A 16,872-nucleotide genomic window follows, 5' to 3' on the forward strand; every position below is an offset into this window, starting at 1 on the left:
ACCCTGATCACGGCCCTCGGGGCCGGCATCGGTCGCGACGACTTCAACATCGAGAAGATGCGCTATCACCGCATCATCATGACCGACGCCGACGTCGACGGGGCGCACATCCGCACCCTGCTGCTGACCTTCTTCTACCGGCAGATGCCGCAGGTGATCGAGCGGGGCTATCTCTATATCGCCCGGCCGCCGCTCTATAAGGCGACCAAGGGCAAGTCGATCCGCTATCTGCAGGACGACCCCGAGCTCGAGGCCTTCCTGGTCAATGAGGGCGTCGACGGCGCCACCCTGACGCTCGCGTCCGGCGAGCAGCTGGCCGGACCCGACCTGCACGCCCTGGTTCAGACCGCCCGGGGCGCCAAGGCCAATGTGGACCGCCTGTCTTCCCGCGCCCCGGCCTTCGCCATCGAACAGGCGGCCCTGGCCGGCCTGCTGGGGGAAAACGGCGACCTCGACCTCGCGGCCAAGCGCCTGAACCTCTATGCCGAAGAGGGCGATGGGCCCTGGAGCGGCGAGACCGCAGCCACCGGCGGCTATGTGTTCAGCCGCGTCCGCCGCGGCGTGTCCGAACGCGTGGTGCTGGACGACCTGCTGCTGCACGCCGCCGACGCCCTGCGCCTGGCCGAGCGGGCCGCCGCCATGGCCGAGACCTTCGCCGCCCCCGCCAGCTTCTCCCGCCGGGACAAGGTGACGCAGGTCCGCGGCCCGCTGGACCTGTTCGCCGCCGTCATGGAAGCCGGCCGCCGCGGCCTGGCCATCCAGCGCTACAAGGGTCTGGGCGAGATGAACCCCGACCAGCTGTGGGAGACCACCCTGGACGCCGAGGCCCGCAGCCTGCTGCAGGTCAAGGTCGCCCATGCCGACGACGCCGACGGCATGTTCACCCGCCTGATGGGCGACCTGGTCGAGCCCCGCCGGGAATTCATCCAGGAGAACGCCCTGGACGCCGAGGTGGACGTCTAAGCCTCCTCCAGGCCTGGACAGGCCGCGCCATCTCCTGAACTCTCCGGCTCTTGAGGAAACAAGAGCGCCGGAAACCGGCAGGGAGTTGGGCCATGGCCTTCACCGAATATGCCGAGCATGACGGGCTGGGGCTCGCCGCCCTGGTGGCCAAGGGCGAGGTCAGCCCCGTGGAGTTGGTCGAGGCCGCCATCGAGCGGGTCGAGCGCCACAATGGGGTGCTGAACGCCGTCGTCCACAAGGCCTATGACGAGGCCCGCGCCACGGCCGCCGGGGACCTGCCCGACGGGCCGTTCAAGGGCGTGCCCTTCCTGATCAAGGACCTGGGCGCCCAGGTGAAGGGCTGGCCCCGCACCTCTGGCAGCCGCTTCGCCCAGGTGGCCGCCGATGACGCCGACAGCGAACTGGTCGCCCGCTATCGCGCCGCCGGCGTCGTCCTGCTGGGCAAGTCCAACACCCCGGAGTTCGGCATTCCGGGCGTCACCAATTCCGACCAGCTGGGCGCCTGCCGTAACCCTTGGAACCCTGACCATATCTCCGGCGGCTCGTCGGGCGGGGCGGCCTCGGCGACGGCGGCGGGCATGGTGCCGTTGGCCCACGCCAGCGATGGCCTGGGCTCGATCCGCATCCCCGCCGCCTGCTGCGGCCTGGTAGGAATGAAGATCACCCGCGACCGCACCCCCATCTGCGAAGTGGTCGACGGCGCCCTGGGCTTCTCGGTCCATCACGTGGTCAGCCGCACCGTGCGCGACTCCGCCGCCATGTTGGACGCCACCGGCTACGCCCAGGTCGGCGATCCCTTCCAGGCGCCGGCCAAGGACGGCCCCTATCTGGCCGAAGTGGAGAAGAGCCCCGGACGCCTGCGCATCGCCTGGTCGGCCGAGACCCCCAGCGGCCGGCCGATCCCCGATGAGATGCTGGGCTGGCTGCTGCGCACCGTGGAGCTGTTGAAGGGCCTGGGTCATGAGGTGTTCGAGCAGGGCTTAGGCATCGACTACCGCCTGCTCTATCGCGCCCAGGGCCTGGCCAGCGCCTCGAACTTCTCGGCCAATGTGGCCCGCTGGGTGGAGAAGCTGGGCCGGAGCCGGAACCCGATGAACTCGGCCCCTTGGCCCGGCGCGGCTATGAGGCCGGCCAGCGGCTGAACGGTCAGCAGGCCTTCTGGGGCTTCCAGCAGTTGCGGGTGATGAACCGCCAGATCCTGTCGGCCTTCGAAGATTTCGACGTCTATCTGACCCCGGTGATGAGCACGCCGGCGCCGCGGATCGACTGGCTCGACCCGAACATGGCCGACACCCGCGAGTTCGACAAACGCCAGGCCGCCACCTACGGGACGACCCCGCCGGCTAACTTCACCGGCCAGCCGTCCCTGTCCCTGCCGCTCTGGCAGGCGGAGGACGGCCTGCCGGTGGGGATGATGTTCACCGGCCGCTTCGCCGACGAGGCGACGCTCTATCGCCTGGCCGGGCAGCTGGAGAAGGAACAGCCCTGGAAGGACCGCCGCCCGCCGATCTGGAACTGAACCGGCCGGGCCTCTGCGGCTCAGTAGACGATGCCGAGCTTGGCCATCACCAGGGCCAGGCTGGCAAAGACAACGGCGGCGGCCACTTCGTACCACTTGAACCGCGGGCCGCTTGGCGAACGCATTCTCATAATCTCCCCCCCGGGATTTGAGACCGATGTGAAGAGCCCGGCGGCTCAGTAGTAGGGCGCAGGCGCGCGCTTGCCGGGCCAGGTGAGATAGCCGCCCGCGTCACGGCCGGCGGCCTCGACACGGGGACCGCCACAGCAGGGACCGGCCGCCGCGCCCTGGACGTAGCCGCTGGACTGCTGGGAATAGCTGCGATGCTCGCTATAGGCGTCGTACTGCTCGACCCGGCCGCTCACATAGGGCGGCGGCGGTGGGGGCGGGGGCGGCGCATAGGCGTAGCGCTGCTCTTCATGGCGGCGCGCCTGATACTGCTCCTGACGATGTTCGCGATACTGCTCCTGGCGCTGGCCCTGACGCTGCTCGCGATACTCCTGGCGGTACTGGCCTTGACGCTGGTCATGAAAGCCGCCGGCATACTGCTCCTGGCGATGCTCATAGCCCCCGCGGGTGGCGATGTCGGGACCCTGGTAGCGGCGATAACCCTCGCCCTGCAACGGCGCAGGACCGCGGTGGGCGTATTCACGCGGCGGCGGCGCGGGCTTGCGCGGCGCAGGCGTGGCGCGGGCCTGCCGGGTCGGCGCCGGGCGCGACCGAGCGGCGGGCTTGGCCGGCGCCTTGGCGGTCCGCACCGGCTTGGCCTCGGGACAGGCCGGGGTCTTCGCCGGGGGACAGGCGCAGCAGTTGGCGGCGGTCTGCGCCGGCGGCAGGGTCGGGGCCGCGGTGTCGGCGGACGCCTGTGCGGTCTCGGTCCCGGCGCCGTCAGTTCCAGCCTTCGACGCCGACTTCTCGGTGAAGGCGGGTTTGGGCGGACGCTCGTCGCAGGCGGCGAGACCCAGGGTCAGACCCAGGGCGGCGAAGATCGGCAGGATGGTACGCAGACGCATGACAAGAACTCCTTGGCCGCACGCTGCGCGTTCATACCTCGTTAACGCTGTAGGATTCTCCCTTGGGGCGAGCGAGGAGCCAGCCGGACACGTGGCGGCGCGGGAAAATTAAGCATTTTCAGCGGTCAGGCGGGCGCCGACCGCCGCCTGCGCCATTGGGCCACCACCATCCAGGTCGCCACGGCCAGGCCTTCGCCGGTCAGATTGGCGGCCAGATCGGCCAGCTCCCCCTGTCGCCCGAGGTCCATGGCCGCCTGGGCGACCTCAACCCCGGCCCCCAGCAGCACGACGCCGCCGAGCAGGACCAGGCGAGGCCCGAAGGCGAACAGGCCAAGACCGGTCAGGACGAAATAGGCCAGGGCGTGCCGGGCCTTATCCCACCCCAGATTGGCCGCCGGGGTCGCCTCGGACGGGGCCAGGGACAGGTAGAGGATGGCCGCCAGGCACAGGACGAAGGCCGCGGCGGCATAGCGACGGACGGTCGGAGAGAGTTCGGGACGAAACAGCATGGCCCTTGCTGGCACGTCGAAGGCCGCGGCTCCAGCGTCGTCAGCCTCGCTTTCGGCCGTTGAGAGATTCCATCGAGGCCGGGAAGCGTCTAGCGTCGCGCCGTAAACAGGCGTTTGAAGGATGGCGATGATGGCGGTCGAGGCGGTGATCTGGGATTTCGGCGGGGTGTTCACCTCCTCGCCCTTCGAGGCCTTCGCCCGGCACGAGGCCAAGATCGGCGCGCCCAAGGACCACATCCGCCGCGTCAATGCGACCAACCCGGACACCAACGCCTGGGCGCTGTTCGAGCGCAACGAGATCGATACGGCGGGCTTCGACGCCCTGTTCCTCGAGGAGTCCACCGCGCTGGGCTTTCCGATCCGCGGGGCCGACGTGCTGCCGCTGATCTCCGGCGTGGTGCGGCCGCGGATGGTCGAAGCGCTGAAGATCTGCAAAGGCCATTTCAAGGTCGGCTGCATCACCAACAACATGGTCAGCCATCACAGCCCGGGGCCCGACGCCGTCCAGAAGCCCCGCGGCCTGATGGGCGAGATCATGCCCCTGTTCGACCACGTGATCGAAAGCTCCAAGGCCGGGGTGCGCAAGCCCGATCCCCGCATCTATCAGATGATGTGCGAGGCGCTTTCGGTCGCGCCGGAGCTTTGCGTCTATCTCGATGACCTCGGGGTCAACTGCAAGCCCGCCGCCCAGCTGGGCATGAAGGCCATCAAGGTGGTCGATGTAGACCAGACCCTGACCGAGCTGGCCGCCGCCACGGGCCTGACCTTCCCGGTCGAGGCGTCCGTCCAATGAGCCGGCCAGAGCGCATCGGGGCCAAGGCGGCCCTGGCCGAGCTGCCCGGCTGGCGGGCCGGGGCGGGGGATCGCGAGACCCTGGTGCGGACCTATCGCTTCGCCGACTTCAATGCGGCCTTCGGCTTCATGGCCCGCGTCGCCCTGATGGCCGAGACGCTCGACCACCATCCCGAATGGTTCAATGTCTACAACCGCGTGGACGTGACCCTGACCACCCACGACGCCGACGGGGTCACCGCGCTCGACCTCAAGCTGGCGCGCTTCATGGACGAGGTCGCGGGTCCGCAGGCCTGAACCCCTTAGACACCAGAGACAGATCCCAGGGAGGGACGAGACATGACCGGACGGGTTGCAGGAAAGAAGGCCTTCATCACCGGCGCCGCCCAGGGGCTGGGCCAGGCCGCCGCCCAGGCGCTGGCGGCCGAGGGCGCCAAGGTGACCCTGGCCGACATCAATCATGACGGGGTCAAGGCCGCGGCCGCCGCGATCAACGCCGAACACGGCGAGGGAACCGCCTTCGCCCTGCCGCTGGACGTCACCCGCGAGGACCAGTGGATCTACGCCCTCGAAGAGGCCGATGCGGCCATGGGCGGCATCTCGGTCCTGCTCAACAACGCCGGGGTCAGCCGGGGCGGCGACATCGAGCAACTGTCCTACGAGGACTGGAAGTTCGTGATGAGCGTCAATGTGGACTCCGTGTTCCTGGGGACCAAGCACGCCCTGAAATACATGCGCCACGCCCAGCCGGGCTCGATCATCAATATCAGCTCCATCGCCGGCCTGATCGCCGCCCACAACAGCCCGGCCTACAACGCCTCCAAGGCCGCGGTCTGGCTGCTGTCCAAGGGGATCGCCCTGCACTGCGCCAAGCAGGGCCTGGATATCCGCTCCAACTCCATCCACCCGACCTTTGTGGACACGCCGATTCTCGACCCCCTGCGCCAGCGGTTCGGCAAGGAGGAAGCGGAGTCCAAGCTGGCCCGGCAGGTGCCGCTGGGGCGCATCGGCGCGCCCTCGGACATCGCCAATGCGGTGCTCTATCTGGCCTCGGACGAGAGCCGGTTCATGACGGGCGCCGAGCTGAAGCTAGACGGCGGCATCTCGGCCATGTGAGGCGGCCGCGGCCTCAGTTCACCAGGATGGTGCCCAGCAGCAGGGTGGCCCCGCCCTTGCCCAGGACCCGGTCGGCGTCGCGCTGCAACTGGCGGCCGATATAGTCGGCATTGGGCAGGGCGGAGGGACCAAGGCCCGCCCCATAGACCCGCAGGCTCTGGGAAAAGGCCGCCCGCAGGCGAGGCTCCGACAGCCCGGCATGGGCGCGCAGCTTCTCGTCGGGAATGTCGAGGCCGACCTCGACGGTCATCACCGCGCGACGTCCCCGCTCGCCGGCCACGGTGGCCGTGAGCGTCGGGAACTGCAGGAAGGTCAGGCCGCCGCCCTTCTTCTTGTCGCCCTTGGCCGGCGCCGAGGCCATGGCCGGACCGGCGGCCAGGGCGGCGAGGCCGGCGGCCAGCAGGGCCGGAAGGGCTGTGAGGCGCAGGCGCGAAGGCTGTTCCATACGTGGCGGTGTGCCGCACTTATGGTTAGCGGTCTCTTTACGCGGGCGCCCCGAGACTGCGACCAAGATTCGCATGGGCCATATTGGAGGCCGCCTTGGGCCGTTTCGCGCCAACCTCGCTCGACCTCGACGGCAAGGTCATCCTTGTCACCGGCGGCACCGGCTCTTTCGGCCGCCGCTTCATCGACGCGGTCCTGTCCCGCGCCCGCCCCCGCAAGCTGATCGTCTACAGCCGCGACGAGCTGAAACAGCATGAGATGCAGATCGACCTGGCCGAACGCTACGGCCCGGAAGACATGGCCCGCATGCGCTTCTTCCTCGGCGATGTGCGCGATCGCGAGCGCCTGACGCTGGCCCTGCGCGGCGTCGATATCGTCATCCACGCCGCAGCGCTGAAACAGGTGCCGGCGGCGGAGTACAACCCGTCGGAATGCATCCACACCAATGTGCTGGGGGCCGAGAACGTGGTCTGGGCCTGCCTGACCAACCGGGTGAAGCAGGTGGTGGCGCTCTCCACCGACAAGGCCTGCAACCCAGTGAACCTCTATGGGGCGACCAAGCTCGCCTCGGACAAGACCTTCGTGGCCGCCAACAACCTGGCCGGCGACATCGGCACCCGGTTTTCGGTGGTGCGCTACGGCAATGTGGCCGGCTCCCGCGGGTCGGTGGCGCCCCTGTTCCAACGGCTGATCGCCCGCGGCGCGACCGAGCTTCCGATCACCGATCCGCGCATGACGCGCTTCCTGATCACCCTGAACGAAGGCGTGGACTTCGTGCTCTCGTCCCTGGAGGTGATGCGCGGCGGCGAGATCTTCGTGCCCAAGATCCCCTCGGCCAAGATCACCGACCTGGCCGAGGTGCTGGGGCCAGGCCTGCCCCACCGGATGGTCGGCATCCGACCCGGCGAAAAGCTGCACGAGATGATGATCTCGGTGGATGATGCGCGCTCCACCGTCGATCTGGGGGACCGCTACGCCATCGAGCCGGCCTTCGTGGAGTATCCCCGCGAGTCCTTCGTCGGCGCCTATCCCCTGGTCGCCGAGGACTTCTCCTATGCCAGCGACACCAATTCCGAATGGCTGAGCGGCCCGCCGCTGCTGGACCTGCTGGAGGATGGGGTTCCGCCGCGCCGGCGGCGGGCCACCGACTGAGCGCCATGGCCGAACCCTTTCTGCCCTATGGCCGCCAGACCATCGAGGACGACGATATCGCCGCGGTGAGCGCCGCCCTGCGGGACGACTTCCTCACCACAGGCCCCCGCGTCGAGGCCTTCGAACAGGCCTTTGGCCAGGCCGTGGGCGCGCCCCACGCGGTGGCCTGCGCCAACGGCACCGCGGCCCTGCACCTGGCCATGCTGGGCCTGGGCGTCGGCGAGGGCGAGGTCTGTATCGTCCCCTCCACCACCTTCCTGGCGACGGCCAATTGCGTCCGCTATGTGGGCGCCGAGGTCATCTTCGCCGATGTGGACCCCGAGAGCGGACTGATGCGCCCGGCCGACTTGGCGCAGGCCCTGGCCAAGGCCGCCGGCCGCCGGGTGGCGGCGGTCCTGCCGGTGCATCTGCGCGGCGATGTGGTCGATCTTCCGGCCATCGCCGGCCTGGCCGAGGCGGCCGGCGCCGTTGTGGTCGAGGACGCCTGCCACGCCCTGGGCTCGGAACATCTGGACGGGGTCAGCGAGCCGGTCGGCAGCGGGCGCTGGTCGAAGGCGGCCACCTTCTCCTTCCATCCGGTCAAGACCATCGCCACCGGCGAGGGCGGCATGATCACCACCGCTGATCCTGCCCTTGCCGACCGGATGCGCCGTTTCCGCAGCCACGGCATGGTCCGGCCCGACGGCGGCGATCCCTGGTGGTACGAGATGGCCGAGCCGGGGTTCAACTACCGCCTGCCCGACCTCCTCTGCGCGCTGGGACAGTCTCAGCTGGCCAAGCTGCCGCGGTTCGCCGCGCGACGCCGGGCGCTGGCGGCGCGCTATGCCGAGCAGTTGGGCAGCCTTTCGCCGCTAGTGGTTCCCGCGGCCTCACCGGCGTGGAGCCGCCCGGTTCCGCATCTGATGAGCGTGCTGATCGACTTCGACGCCCTGGGCCTGACCCGTCGTGACGTCGTCGAGTCCCTGAAGGCCCAGGGGATCGGCAGCCAGGTCCATTACATCCCGGTGCACAGCCAGCCCTATTACCGCGACCGATATGGCGACCAGCGCCTGCCGGGCGCCGAGGCCTGGTATGCGCGCACGCTCAGCCTGCCGCTCTATCCGGCCATGGCCGACAGCGATGTCGATCGGGTGGTGGAGGCGCTGGCCCGCGCTTTTCGGACGACCTAGGCGGCCAGGCCGGCGGCCTGGATCAGGGTCCGCACCTCGGCCATGCGCTCGGGCGAGCGGGCCAGTTCGTCCCGGGTCTCGTCCAGCCGCACCAGCTTCAGGGCCTCGGCCTTGGCCCGGTCGGCCGCCGGCCCCAGGGGCGCGGCCTCGCCGCAGGCGAGCTTGAGCAGCAGGGTCAGGCGCTGGGTCACCGGCGCATTGGCGCGGGCCACCCCTTGGGTCAGCTTGGCGTCGGCCTCGGCCAGTCCCCCCAGGTCGCCAAGCTTCTGCTGGATCGGCTGATAGTCCTCCTTGGCCAGCCCCCCGCGACCCAGGGCGCGATAGAGCTTGGCTAGTGAGAACAGGCGCTGGGCCGCAGAGACATCGGCGTTGCGCGCGGCCTTTTCGAAGGCAAGCGAGCCCACCACCGCCGACAGCCAGCGCACGGCCTGGCGCTTGTTGGCCGATCCGATGACGTTCTCCACCAGCCACATCAGCGCCTCGGCCTCCTCGATGGAGGTCCGGCCCGAGCCGAGATAGGCGTTCACGAAGTCGCCGGTGACGAGCATCTTGGAGCGATTGACGAAGGCCGAATGGACGTCGTCCAGCGGGACCATGTCGCCGGCCGCCGCGGTCAGGGCCATGGCCAGGCCGCGGAGCAGGTCGATCTCGGCCGCCGCATCGTTGGGCATCAGCCGGCGGGGGCCGTTGAGCTCCTTGAGCACCCGCTTGGTGATGGCGCTGCGCACCGCGCGGAAGTCCTCGGTGGCCAGCCAGACGCCCAGGCGCTGGGCCGGCTCCGACAGCTCGGGCATGATCTTGGCCACCGACGGCTCGGCCCGGATCAGAGCGTCGACCGCCTGATGGGCGGCCAGACGGGTCATGGCCGCCAGGCGCACCCCCAGATCGAGGTCCTTGCCGATCAGGCCTTCCAAGCCCGCCGAGGAGCCGAGAATCTCGGCCAGGGGCTGTTCGATGGTCTGCAGGGCCAGGCCCCGCGGCGGCCCGGCGATCGGGGCGGCGTCGGCCAGATCGAGCAGGCGCGAGACCTTTTCGGTCCAGCTCCGGGCCGGGGCGATGGAGGCGGCGACCCCGGCGCCCAGCAGATAGGCCCGCTCCGGCTCGTGCGAGACCCGCTCGGCGGCCGCGGCGAAGCCTTCCTTGTCCACGTCGGGCAGGCCGCCGCGGCGGGCGTCGCCCAGCAGGCGCTCGATCGCCCGGCTCACCAGGGCCTGGAAGGTTCGCATGACCTCGTGCACGCCCAGACCCCGGGCCTGGGCCTCGGGCACGGCGATCTTCTGGATGGCGTGCTGCAGTTCGACGCCGGAGGCTTCCAGCTTTTCGACCAGGTCGGCCCGGTGCAGCAGCTCGAAAGGCGTCGCCTTCTGGCGCACCAGCCAGCTGTCCAGCAGCCGGCCGATACGGTCGCGGGCGTGGATTGAATAGAGGTCCTGCGGGGTCACGCAGAGCGGGTCGTTCCGCTCCGGCTCCTTCTTGGTCTTGACGTTGTCGGGGAGGCCAAAGGTCTGGATATTGACGCTGCGATACTCGTTGGTCTCGAGATCCATGGTCTCCTTGGTGACCCGAGACGTCGCCACCCGGCGCTCAGCAATCAGCTCCTCGGCCACAGCCAGGGCCTGGGCGCGGTTCTCCGTAGCCATTTCGAGCGTCCACCCTGCGGCGGGCGTCTTCTTGACGAAAACTTCGTAATGCACTTTGGCGCGTTCCATTCAGGTCGCTCCCCAGGACCAGAACGCAGCCTCTACCAATAGAATTAAGGTCCGATTGATCCTTGGAACGCTCAATTCTTTCGGGAATTTAACCCTGACCCGGCGCCGCGCGCCACATTGAGGCCATGGCGACGAACCAGTAGCTTGGCCTGACGCCTATGAAGACCTCAAGGAGCCCTGTTCCCACATGGCCAACATCACCCTGGTTGATGACGACGAGAACATCGTCACCTCGGTCAGCCTCGCCCTGGAAAGCCACGGACACACCGTAAAGGCCTTCTATGACGGTGCGGCCGGCCTTGCGGCCCTGGAGAACGAGCCCCCGGACCTGGCCATCCTCGATGTGAAGATGCCGCGCATGGACGGCATGGAGGTGCTGCGCAGGCTGCGTCGCACCAGCGAGCTGCCGGTGATCATCCTGACCTCCAAGGATGACGAGATCGACGAGATCCTCGGCTTCAACCTCGGGGCCGATGACTACATCCACAAGCCCTTCAGCCAGCGCCTGCTGCTCGAGCGGGTGAAGGCGGTGCTGCGCCGGGCCGGCGCCGATGGCGCAGAGCCGCCGGCCGGGCCGGTTTCCGAGGCCGAGGCCCGGGCCCTGAAGCGCGGCAAGCTGACCCTGGATCCCGCCCGCCACGACTGCCTGTGGGAAGACCGGCCAGTGAAGCTCACCGTCACCGAATTCCTGCTGCTGCAATCGCTCGCCCAGCGTCCCGGATTCGTGAAGAGCCGCGACAACCTGATGGATGCCGCCTACGACGATCAGGTCTATGTGGACGACCGCACCATCGACAGCCACATCAAGCGCATGCGCAAGAAGTTCCGCGAGATCGACCCTGAATTCGACGCGATCGAAACCCTCTATGGCGTCGGATACAGGTACCGCGAGTCCTGAGCGGCGGCCCCGGCGCGAAGGGTGGCGATGGCTGCCCGGCTCGCGCCTTGGCCGGCTGATCATCGTCCTGAATCTGTTTGGCCTGGCGATCCTGATCTCCGGCGCCCTGGTGCTGAACGAACTTCGTCGGGGCCTGGTCAACGCCCGGATCGACAGCCTAACCACCCAGGGTGAGCTGATCGCCACCATCATCGACCAGGCCGCCACCGTCGGCGAGCCCGAGCCGATGATGGATGGGGCCTACGCCTCGGAAATCCTCCAGCTTCTGTCCAATCCCCGGTCGCAGCGGGCGCGGCTGTTCGACGCCGAGGGCCGGCTGATCGCCGATTCCTACTGGGTTTCGGACCGGGTCGAGTGGCGCACCCTGCCGCCCGCCAGAAGCCGGGGCGACGGGCCGGGCCTCGATCTCAATCTCAGCGGTGAGGACCCGGACGACCCGCAGGACGCCGTCACGACGAAGGCCGAGGCCGCCCTGCGCGCCGAGGTGAACACCGCCCTGCGCGGCGTCCATTGGGCGGGGCTGCGCACCGGCGCCGACGAGGAGCGGGTGGTTTCGGTTTCCATCCCCATCCAGCACGTCAAGGCGGTGCTGGGCGTGCTGACGCTGGAGGCCCGGGACGTCGATGAGATCATCGCCGCCGAGCGGGCCGCCCTGCTGCCCTTCATCCTGATCGCCATCGGCGTCTCGCTGGTGTCGTCCCTGCTGCTGAACCATCTGATCGCCCATCCCGTACGCCAGCTGGCGCGGGCCGCCGACCGGGTGCGGCTGGCCCGGGCCCGCGCCATCTCCGTCCCTGACATTTCGCGGCGGGACGACGAGCTGGGCGACCTTTCGCGGTCCCTCGAGGACATGACCCACGCCCTGTCGGAGCGGATCGACGCCATCGAGCGGTTCGCCGCCGATGTGGCCCATGAGATCCGCAACCCCCTGACCTCCCTGCGCTCGGCGGTCGAGACCCTGGGTCTGGTGGAGGAGCCGGCGGCGCGGGACCGGCTGATGGCCGTGCTGCAGAACGACGTCCAGCGGCTGGACCGCCTGGTGACCGACATCTCCAACGCCTCGCGGCTGGACGCCGAACTGTCGCGGGAGACGCCGACGCCGGTGGACCTTCGGCGGCTGATCTCCGACGTGGTCGCCCTCTATCAGGCCACCGCCCGGGCCGGAGAGCCGTCGGTCGTCTTCACCCCCAACGAGGCGGTCGAGCCGGTGATGGTCTCGGGCCAGGAAGGCGCGCTGGGGCAGGTCCTGCGCAATCTGATCGACAACGCCCGCTCCTTCAGCGCGCCGGACGGCGAGGTCCGGGTCAGCCTGTCGCGGCAGCGGGGCCGCGCCTTCATCACCGTCGACGACGATGGGCCAGGGATTCCGCCAGAGAATCTCGAGTCCATCTTCGAGCGTTTCTACACCTCCCGGCCCAAGGGCGCGGCCTTTGGGGGGAATTCGGGCCTGGGCCTGTCCATCGTCCGCCAGATCGTCGCGGCCCATGACGGCTCGGTGCGGGCGGAGAACCGAAAGGTCGAAGGCCCAGACGGCGAGGCCGACGCCACCGCCGTGGCCGGCGCCCGCTTCACCGTCATCCTGCCCGAGGCCCGCCGGTGATCCTGCATGCCGGCCTGATCGCCCGTTACGACGCGGGCGGCTGGCGCGGCGTGCTGATCGAAGGCCCTTCCGGCGCCGGCAAGAGCGATCTGGCCCTGCGATGCCTGCACCTTGGGTTTCGGCTGGTGGCCGATGACCGAGTTCTCATCTGGCGGTCCGGCGGGCGCCTGTTCGGCCGGGCGCCCGAAAGCCTGGCGGGGCTGATGGAGGTGCGCAATCTGGGCGTCCTGCCTACGGCCGCCCTGCCCTTGGCCCCCATCGCCCTGGCGGTGCGGCTCGGCCATGGGGAGCGGCTGCCAGATCGCGAAACCGTGAGACATCTTGAGGTAGATCTGCCGGTCATAACGCTCGCAGGACTTGAAAACTCGGCGCCTGCGAAACTGGTGCGCGCCCTCGACGCACTTGGATGAAGCGCGGAAGGCGCGTATCACAGCCGGCTTCTGGCCCGCATTCTTGCCGCCGCGGGCCGACAGGGGATAGCCTTTGAGAGCGTTGCCATGATCGGGCTCGTGATCGTTACGCACGGGCGATTGGCCGCAGAGTTCGTATCGGCGATGGAGCATGTGGTCGGACCGCAGAGCGCGGTGGAGGCCATCTGCATCGGACCCGATGACGATATGGAACGGCGCCGGATGGATATCCTGGCCGCCTGCGCCCGCGCCAACACCGGCGGAGGGGTTATCCTCCTGACCGACATGTTCGGTGGCACCCCGTCCAATCTGGCCATCTCGGTCATGGAGCAGACCAAGGCCGAGGTGATCGCCGGCCTCAACCTGCCCATGCTGATCAAGCTGGCCAGCGTGCGCACCCGCTGCGGCCTGGAGGACTGCGTCTCGGCCGCCCAGGAGGCCGGGCGCAAATATATCTCCGTGGCCTCCTACGTCCTGGCTGGCGAAAAATGACCGCCGAGCGGACGGTCGAAATCTTGAACAAGCGGGGTCTGCACGCCCGCGCCTCGGCCAAGTTCGTCAAGCTGGCCTCGTCCTTCGAGGCCGAGATCCAGGTCTCCAAGGACGGCCAGAGCGTCGACGCCCGCTCGATCATGGGCCTGATGATGCTGGCCGCAGGGCCAGGCAGCACGATCCACATCGCCGCAGAGGGCGAACAGGCCACAGAGGCCCTTGAGGCCCTCTCCGCCCTGGTCGCCGCCCGTTTCGAAGAAGACCAGTAGGCGTCCCCGCGGTCTCGCCTCAGGTCTTCAGCTTGTAGCCGGTGCGGAACATCCAGCCGATGGCGGTCAGGCAGATGGCCATGAAGCCGAGCGTCATGGCGATGCTGACGCCGACGTCCACGTCGGACACCCCATAGAAGCTCCAGCGGAAGCCGCTGACCAGATAGACCACCGGATTGAACAGGGTGATGGTCTGCCAGACCGGCGGCAGCATGCTGATCGAATAGAAGCTGCCCCCCAGGAAGGTCAGCGGCATGACCACCAGCATGGGCACGATCTGCAGCTTTTCGAAGCCGTCGGCCCAGATGCCGATGGCGAAGCCGAACAGGCTGAAGGTCACCGCCGTCAGGACCAGGAAGCTGATCATCACCAGGGGATGGGCGATCTCGTAGGGGACGAAGATCCGCGCCGTGGCCAGGATGATGAGCCCCAGGATGATCGACTTGGTGGCCGCGGCCCCCACATAGCCGGCGACGATCTCGACCACCGAGATGGGCGCAGAAAGCACCTCGTAGATGGTGCCGGAAAACTTCGGCATATAGATGCCGAACGAGGCGTTGGAGATGCTCTCGGTCAGCAGGGACAGCATGATCAGGCCCGGGATGATGAAGGCGCCGTAGCTGATCCCGTCGATCTCCACCATGCGCGAACCGATGGCCGAGCCGAAGACCACGAAATAGAGCGAGGTGGAGATCACCGGCGAGGCGATGGACTGCATCAGCGTCCGCCAGGTCCGCGCCAGTTCGAACTGGTAGATGGCCTTGACCGCATAGAGGTTCATTGGGGCGCCCTCACCAGGCTGACGAAGATGTCCTCAAGAGAGCTCTGCCGCGTCTGCAGGTCCTTGAAGTCGATGCCGTTGGCCTCCAACCGGCGCAGCAGGGCGGCGATGCCGGTGTCCTCGGCCTGGGCGTCGAAGGTGTAGATGAGCTCGTGGCCATCGGCCGCCAGCTCCAGGGGCTCGCCGTCCAGTTCCGGCGGAATGGCGGCCAGCGGGCTCTGCAGCTGCAGGGTCAGGCGCCGCTCGCCCAGCTGGCGCATCAGCACGTCCTTCTCCTCCACCAGGATGATCTCGCCCTTGCGGATCACCCCGATCCGGTCGGCCATCTCTTCGGCCTCTTCGATGTAGTGGGTGGTCAGGATGATGGTCACGCCGCTCTCGCGCAGGGAGCGGACCATCTCCCACATGTCCCGACGCAGCTCGACATCGACGCCGGCGGTGGGCTCGTCGAGGAACAGGATCTTGGGGTCGTGAGACAGGGCCTTGGCGATCATGACGCGGCGCTTCATGCCCCCCGACAGCGCCATGATCTTGGTGTCCTTCTTGTCCCAGAGAGACAGGTCCTTGAGCACCTTTTCCAGATGGGCGGGGTCGGGCGACTTGCCGAACAGGCCGCGGCTGAACTTGACCGTGGCCCAGACGGTTTCGAAAGCGTCGGTGGACAGCTCCTGCGGCACCAGGCCGATCTTGGTCCGGGCGGCGCGGAAGTCGCGGACAATGTCATGGCCGTCGGCCAGCACCTGACCGGAGCTGGCGTTGACGATGCCGCAGATGATCGAGATCAGGGTGGTCTTGCCCGCCCCATTGGGGCCGAGCAGGGCGAAGATCTCCCCTTGGCGGATTTCCAGATCGACGCCCTTCAGCGCCTGGAATCCCCCGGCATAGGTCTTGGTCAGACCTTTTACGGAAACGATGGACGACAAACGCGGCACTCCCCTCGGCGTCACAGCCAGATAGGCGCCCCAGTGAGGCGAAGCTAGACCCGAGGACGAGGGAAGGCCGACCAATCCGACATGCGCCGGAATGGAGGGGCTCAGGCGTTGGCGAGCGCGCCCGTCCCCATGGGGCGAAGGCCAAGCTCGGCCATCATGGCCGCATCGGTGTCCTTGTCCGGATTGCTGGTGGTCAGCAGCTTGCCGCCCACGAACATCGAATTGGCTCCGGCCAGGAAGCACAGCGCCTGCAGTTCGCGCGACATGTGCTCGCGTCCCGCCGAGAGGCGGACCACGGCCTTGGGGCAGACGATGCGGGCCACGGCGATCATCCGCACGAACTCCAGCCCATCCACCGCCTCGCTGTCGCCGAGCGGGGTGCCCGGGATCGGCATCAGGTCGTTGATCGGCAGGCTGTCGGGATGGGCCGGCAGGGTGGCGAGCGCATGCAGCAGACCGGCGCGGTCGCGACGGGTCTCGCCCATGCCGACGATGCCGCCGCAGCAGGTGGAGAGGCCTGCGTCGCGCACCGCCGCCAGGGTGTCCAGCCGGTCCTGATAGGTCCGCGTGGTCACCACCTGGTCGTAATAGTCCGGCCCGGTGTCGAGGTTGTGATTGTAGTAGTCGAGGCCGGCGTCCTTGAGCGCCTGGGCCTGCTCAGGCTTCAGCATGCCGAGCGTCGCGCAGGTCTCCAGGCCGAGCGCCTTCACGCCGGAAATCATCGCGGCGACCTTGGGCAGGTCGCGATCCTTCAGGTCGCGCCAGGCCGCCCCCATGCAGAAGCGCTGGGCGCCGCCGGCCTTGGCCTCGGCCGCCGCCGCGATCACCGTGTCGGCCTCCATCAGCTTGCTGGCGGCGACGCCGGTCTTGAAGTGCTGGGACTGGCTGCAATAGCCGCAGTTCTCCGCGCAGCCGCCGGTCTTGACCGACAGGAGCTGGGAGAGCTGGACTTCGGAGGGATCGAACCAGCGGCGATGAATCGCGGCGGCGTCGAACACCAGCTCCATGAAGGGGCGCTCGAAAAGCGCCTCGATCTCGGCCAGCGTCCAATCGTGGCGCGGCTGGGCGGGGTCGACATGGCGGATTGGCGCGTTCATGGAGCAC

The 16,872-nt window shown here is 68.5% G+C and carries 19 protein-coding genes and 1 pseudogene; 13 read left to right on the plus strand and 7 right to left on the minus strand.

Translation table 11 applies throughout. The features are described from left to right. The 3 genes and pseudogenes from Q8L83_RS18435 to Q8L83_RS18445 form a co-directional block, all read left to right on the plus strand. A pseudogene (locus Q8L83_RS18435) lies at window positions 1-963 on the plus strand (DNA gyrase subunit B); the annotation flags it as partial. A gap of 92 nt (window positions 964-1,055) precedes the next feature. Then, window positions 1,056-2,105, plus strand: a complete 1,050-nt coding sequence (locus Q8L83_RS18440) for an amidase (RefSeq protein ID WP_305289598.1) — start codon at window positions 1,056-1,058, stop codon at window positions 2,103-2,105. After that, window positions 2,069-2,482: an amidase family protein gene (locus Q8L83_RS18445; protein WP_305289600.1), complete on the plus strand. Its 414-nt coding sequence runs from the start codon at window positions 2,069-2,071 to the stop codon at window positions 2,480-2,482. Before Q8L83_RS18440 ends, Q8L83_RS18445 begins: the two co-directional genes overlap by 37 nt. Before the next feature lie 176 nt (window positions 2,483-2,658). Here Q8L83_RS18445 and Q8L83_RS18450 read toward each other — a convergent pair whose 3' ends face one another. Together Q8L83_RS18450 and Q8L83_RS18455 are read right to left on the minus strand one after the other, a co-directional pair. Further along, window positions 2,659-3,495, minus strand: coding sequence for a hypothetical protein (locus Q8L83_RS18450; protein WP_305289602.1), 837 nt, complete (start codon window positions 3,493-3,495; stop codon window positions 2,659-2,661). Window positions 3,496-3,620: 125 nt separating this feature from the next. Beyond that, window positions 3,621-4,004: a hypothetical protein gene (locus Q8L83_RS18455; RefSeq protein ID WP_305289605.1), complete on the minus strand. Its 384-nt coding sequence runs from the start codon at window positions 4,002-4,004 to the stop codon at window positions 3,621-3,623. Window positions 4,005-4,134: 130 nt separating this feature from the next. On the opposite strand from Q8L83_RS18455, the gene Q8L83_RS18460 reads away from it, so the two are divergent. The 3 genes from Q8L83_RS18460 to Q8L83_RS18470 are packed head-to-tail and all read left to right on the plus strand — an operon-like array spanning window position 4,135 to window position 5,912. Continuing rightward, window positions 4,135-4,797 (plus strand): HAD-IA family hydrolase, encoded by a 663-nt coding sequence (locus tag Q8L83_RS18460; RefSeq protein ID WP_305289653.1) that lies wholly within the window; start codon window positions 4,135-4,137, stop codon window positions 4,795-4,797. Beyond that, the gene (locus Q8L83_RS18465; protein WP_305289606.1) at window positions 4,794-5,093 is read left to right on the plus strand and encodes a 4a-hydroxytetrahydrobiopterin dehydratase; all 300 of its coding nucleotides are present in this window, start codon (window positions 4,794-4,796) and stop codon (window positions 5,091-5,093) included. Before Q8L83_RS18460 ends, Q8L83_RS18465 begins: the two co-directional genes overlap by 4 nt. A gap of 42 nt (window positions 5,094-5,135) precedes the next feature. Further along, the gene (locus Q8L83_RS18470) at window positions 5,136-5,912 is read left to right on the plus strand and encodes an SDR family oxidoreductase (protein ID WP_305289608.1); all 777 of its coding nucleotides are present in this window, start codon (window positions 5,136-5,138) and stop codon (window positions 5,910-5,912) included. A gap of 13 nt (window positions 5,913-5,925) precedes the next feature. Here Q8L83_RS18470 and Q8L83_RS18475 read toward each other — a convergent pair whose 3' ends face one another. After that, a complete protein-coding gene (locus Q8L83_RS18475; RefSeq protein ID WP_305289610.1) occupies window positions 5,926-6,357 on the minus strand; it encodes a hypothetical protein in 432 nt (143 codons plus the stop codon). 95 nt (window positions 6,358-6,452) lie between these two features. Here Q8L83_RS18475 and pseB point away from each other — a divergent pair, with 95 nt between their 5' ends. After that, a complete protein-coding gene (gene pseB / locus Q8L83_RS18480; RefSeq protein WP_305289612.1) occupies window positions 6,453-7,508 on the plus strand; it encodes a UDP-N-acetylglucosamine 4,6-dehydratase (inverting) in 1,056 nt (351 codons plus the stop codon). Window positions 7,509-7,513: 5 nt separating this feature from the next. Then, window positions 7,514-8,677: a UDP-4-amino-4,6-dideoxy-N-acetyl-beta-L-altrosamine transaminase gene (gene pseC, locus Q8L83_RS18485; RefSeq protein ID WP_305289614.1), complete on the plus strand. Its 1,164-nt coding sequence runs from the start codon at window positions 7,514-7,516 to the stop codon at window positions 8,675-8,677. On the opposite strand, the gene Q8L83_RS18490 is transcribed toward pseC, so the two are convergent. Beyond that, window positions 8,674-10,386, minus strand: a complete 1,713-nt coding sequence (locus Q8L83_RS18490; protein ID WP_305289615.1) for a hypothetical protein — start codon at window positions 10,384-10,386, stop codon at window positions 8,674-8,676. The two genes, pseC and Q8L83_RS18490, sit on opposite strands and share 4 nt — an antisense overlap. Before the next feature lie 187 nt (window positions 10,387-10,573). On the opposite strand from Q8L83_RS18490, the gene Q8L83_RS18495 reads away from it, so the two are divergent. The 5 genes from Q8L83_RS18495 (at window position 10,574) to Q8L83_RS18515 (ending at window position 14,055) form a co-directional block, all read left to right on the plus strand. Beyond that, entirely contained in the window at window positions 10,574-11,284 is a 711-nt protein-coding gene (locus Q8L83_RS18495) for a response regulator transcription factor (RefSeq protein ID WP_304715089.1), read from the plus strand. Then, on the plus strand, window positions 11,253-12,884 hold the full coding sequence (locus Q8L83_RS18500) for an ATP-binding protein (protein ID WP_305289616.1): 1,632 nt from the start codon (window positions 11,253-11,255) through the stop codon (window positions 12,882-12,884). The genes Q8L83_RS18495 and Q8L83_RS18500 overlap by 32 nt, the downstream gene beginning before the upstream one ends. Next, window positions 12,881-13,294, plus strand: coding sequence for an HPr kinase/phosphorylase (locus Q8L83_RS18505; RefSeq protein ID WP_305289618.1), 414 nt, complete (start codon window positions 12,881-12,883; stop codon window positions 13,292-13,294). The genes Q8L83_RS18500 and Q8L83_RS18505 overlap by 4 nt, the downstream gene beginning before the upstream one ends. 87 nt (window positions 13,295-13,381) lie before the next feature. Continuing rightward, complete coding sequence (locus tag Q8L83_RS18510) at window positions 13,382-13,786, plus strand: PTS sugar transporter subunit IIA (RefSeq protein ID WP_305289620.1); 405 nt, start codon at window positions 13,382-13,384, stop codon at window positions 13,784-13,786. Then, on the plus strand, window positions 13,783-14,055 hold the full coding sequence (locus Q8L83_RS18515; protein ID WP_305289622.1) for an HPr family phosphocarrier protein: 273 nt from the start codon (window positions 13,783-13,785) through the stop codon (window positions 14,053-14,055). Before Q8L83_RS18510 ends, Q8L83_RS18515 begins: the two co-directional genes overlap by 4 nt. Before the next feature lie 19 nt (window positions 14,056-14,074). On the opposite strand, the gene Q8L83_RS18520 is transcribed toward Q8L83_RS18515, so the two are convergent. The 3 genes from Q8L83_RS18520 to bioB form a co-directional block, all read right to left on the minus strand. After that, window positions 14,075-14,836, minus strand: coding sequence for an ABC transporter permease (locus Q8L83_RS18520; RefSeq protein ID WP_305289624.1), 762 nt, complete (start codon window positions 14,834-14,836; stop codon window positions 14,075-14,077). Continuing rightward, a complete protein-coding gene (locus Q8L83_RS18525) occupies window positions 14,833-15,759 on the minus strand; it encodes an ABC transporter ATP-binding protein (protein WP_305289626.1) in 927 nt (308 codons plus the stop codon). Before Q8L83_RS18525 ends, Q8L83_RS18520 begins: the two co-directional genes overlap by 4 nt. A gap of 110 nt (window positions 15,760-15,869) precedes the next feature. After that, window positions 15,870-16,865 (minus strand): biotin synthase BioB, encoded by a 996-nt coding sequence (gene bioB, locus Q8L83_RS18530; RefSeq protein WP_305289628.1) that lies wholly within the window; start codon window positions 16,863-16,865, stop codon window positions 15,870-15,872. Window positions 16,866-16,872: the final 7 nt, after the last annotated feature.

The organism is Phenylobacterium sp. (assembly GCF_030680185.1).
Classification (GTDB): Bacteria; Pseudomonadota; Alphaproteobacteria; order Caulobacterales; family Caulobacteraceae; genus Phenylobacterium.

Bases quoted from the DNA above. Each gene is read 5' to 3' on its own strand.
- Q8L83_RS18490 (WP_305289615.1), bottom strand. From the start codon at position 10,386: ATGGAACGCGCCAAAGTGCATTACGAAGTTTTCGTCAAGAAGACGCCC.
- Q8L83_RS18510 (WP_305289620.1), top strand. From the start codon at position 13,382: ATGATCGGGCTCGTGATCGTTACGCACGGGCGATTGGCCGCAGAGTTC.
- Q8L83_RS18470 (WP_305289608.1), top strand. From the start codon at position 5,136: ATGACCGGACGGGTTGCAGGAAAGAAGGCCTTCATCACCGGCGCCGCC.
- Q8L83_RS18450 (WP_305289602.1), bottom strand. From the start codon at position 3,495: ATGCGTCTGCGTACCATCCTGCCGATCTTCGCCGCCCTGGGTCTGACC.
- Q8L83_RS18460 (WP_305289653.1), top strand. From the start codon at position 4,135: ATGGCGGTCGAGGCGGTGATCTGGGATTTCGGCGGGGTGTTCACCTCC.
- Q8L83_RS18465 (WP_305289606.1), top strand. From the start codon at position 4,794: ATGAGCCGGCCAGAGCGCATCGGGGCCAAGGCGGCCCTGGCCGAGCTG.
- pseC (WP_305289614.1), top strand. From the start codon at position 7,514: ATGGCCGAACCCTTTCTGCCCTATGGCCGCCAGACCATCGAGGACGAC.
- bioB (WP_305289628.1), bottom strand. From the start codon at position 16,865: ATGAACGCGCCAATCCGCCATGTCGACCCCGCCCAGCCGCGCCACGAT.
- Q8L83_RS18475 (WP_305289610.1), bottom strand. From the start codon at position 6,357: ATGGAACAGCCTTCGCGCCTGCGCCTCACAGCCCTTCCGGCCCTGCTG.
- Q8L83_RS18500 (WP_305289616.1), top strand. From the start codon at position 11,253: ATGGCGTCGGATACAGGTACCGCGAGTCCTGAGCGGCGGCCCCGGCGC.
- Q8L83_RS18495 (WP_304715089.1), top strand. From the start codon at position 10,574: ATGGCCAACATCACCCTGGTTGATGACGACGAGAACATCGTCACCTCG.
- Q8L83_RS18440 (WP_305289598.1), top strand. From the start codon at position 1,056: ATGGCCTTCACCGAATATGCCGAGCATGACGGGCTGGGGCTCGCCGCC.
- Q8L83_RS18520 (WP_305289624.1), bottom strand. From the start codon at position 14,836: ATGAACCTCTATGCGGTCAAGGCCATCTACCAGTTCGAACTGGCGCGG.
- Q8L83_RS18515 (WP_305289622.1), top strand. From the start codon at position 13,783: ATGACCGCCGAGCGGACGGTCGAAATCTTGAACAAGCGGGGTCTGCAC.
- Q8L83_RS18455 (WP_305289605.1), bottom strand. From the start codon at position 4,004: ATGCTGTTTCGTCCCGAACTCTCTCCGACCGTCCGTCGCTATGCCGCC.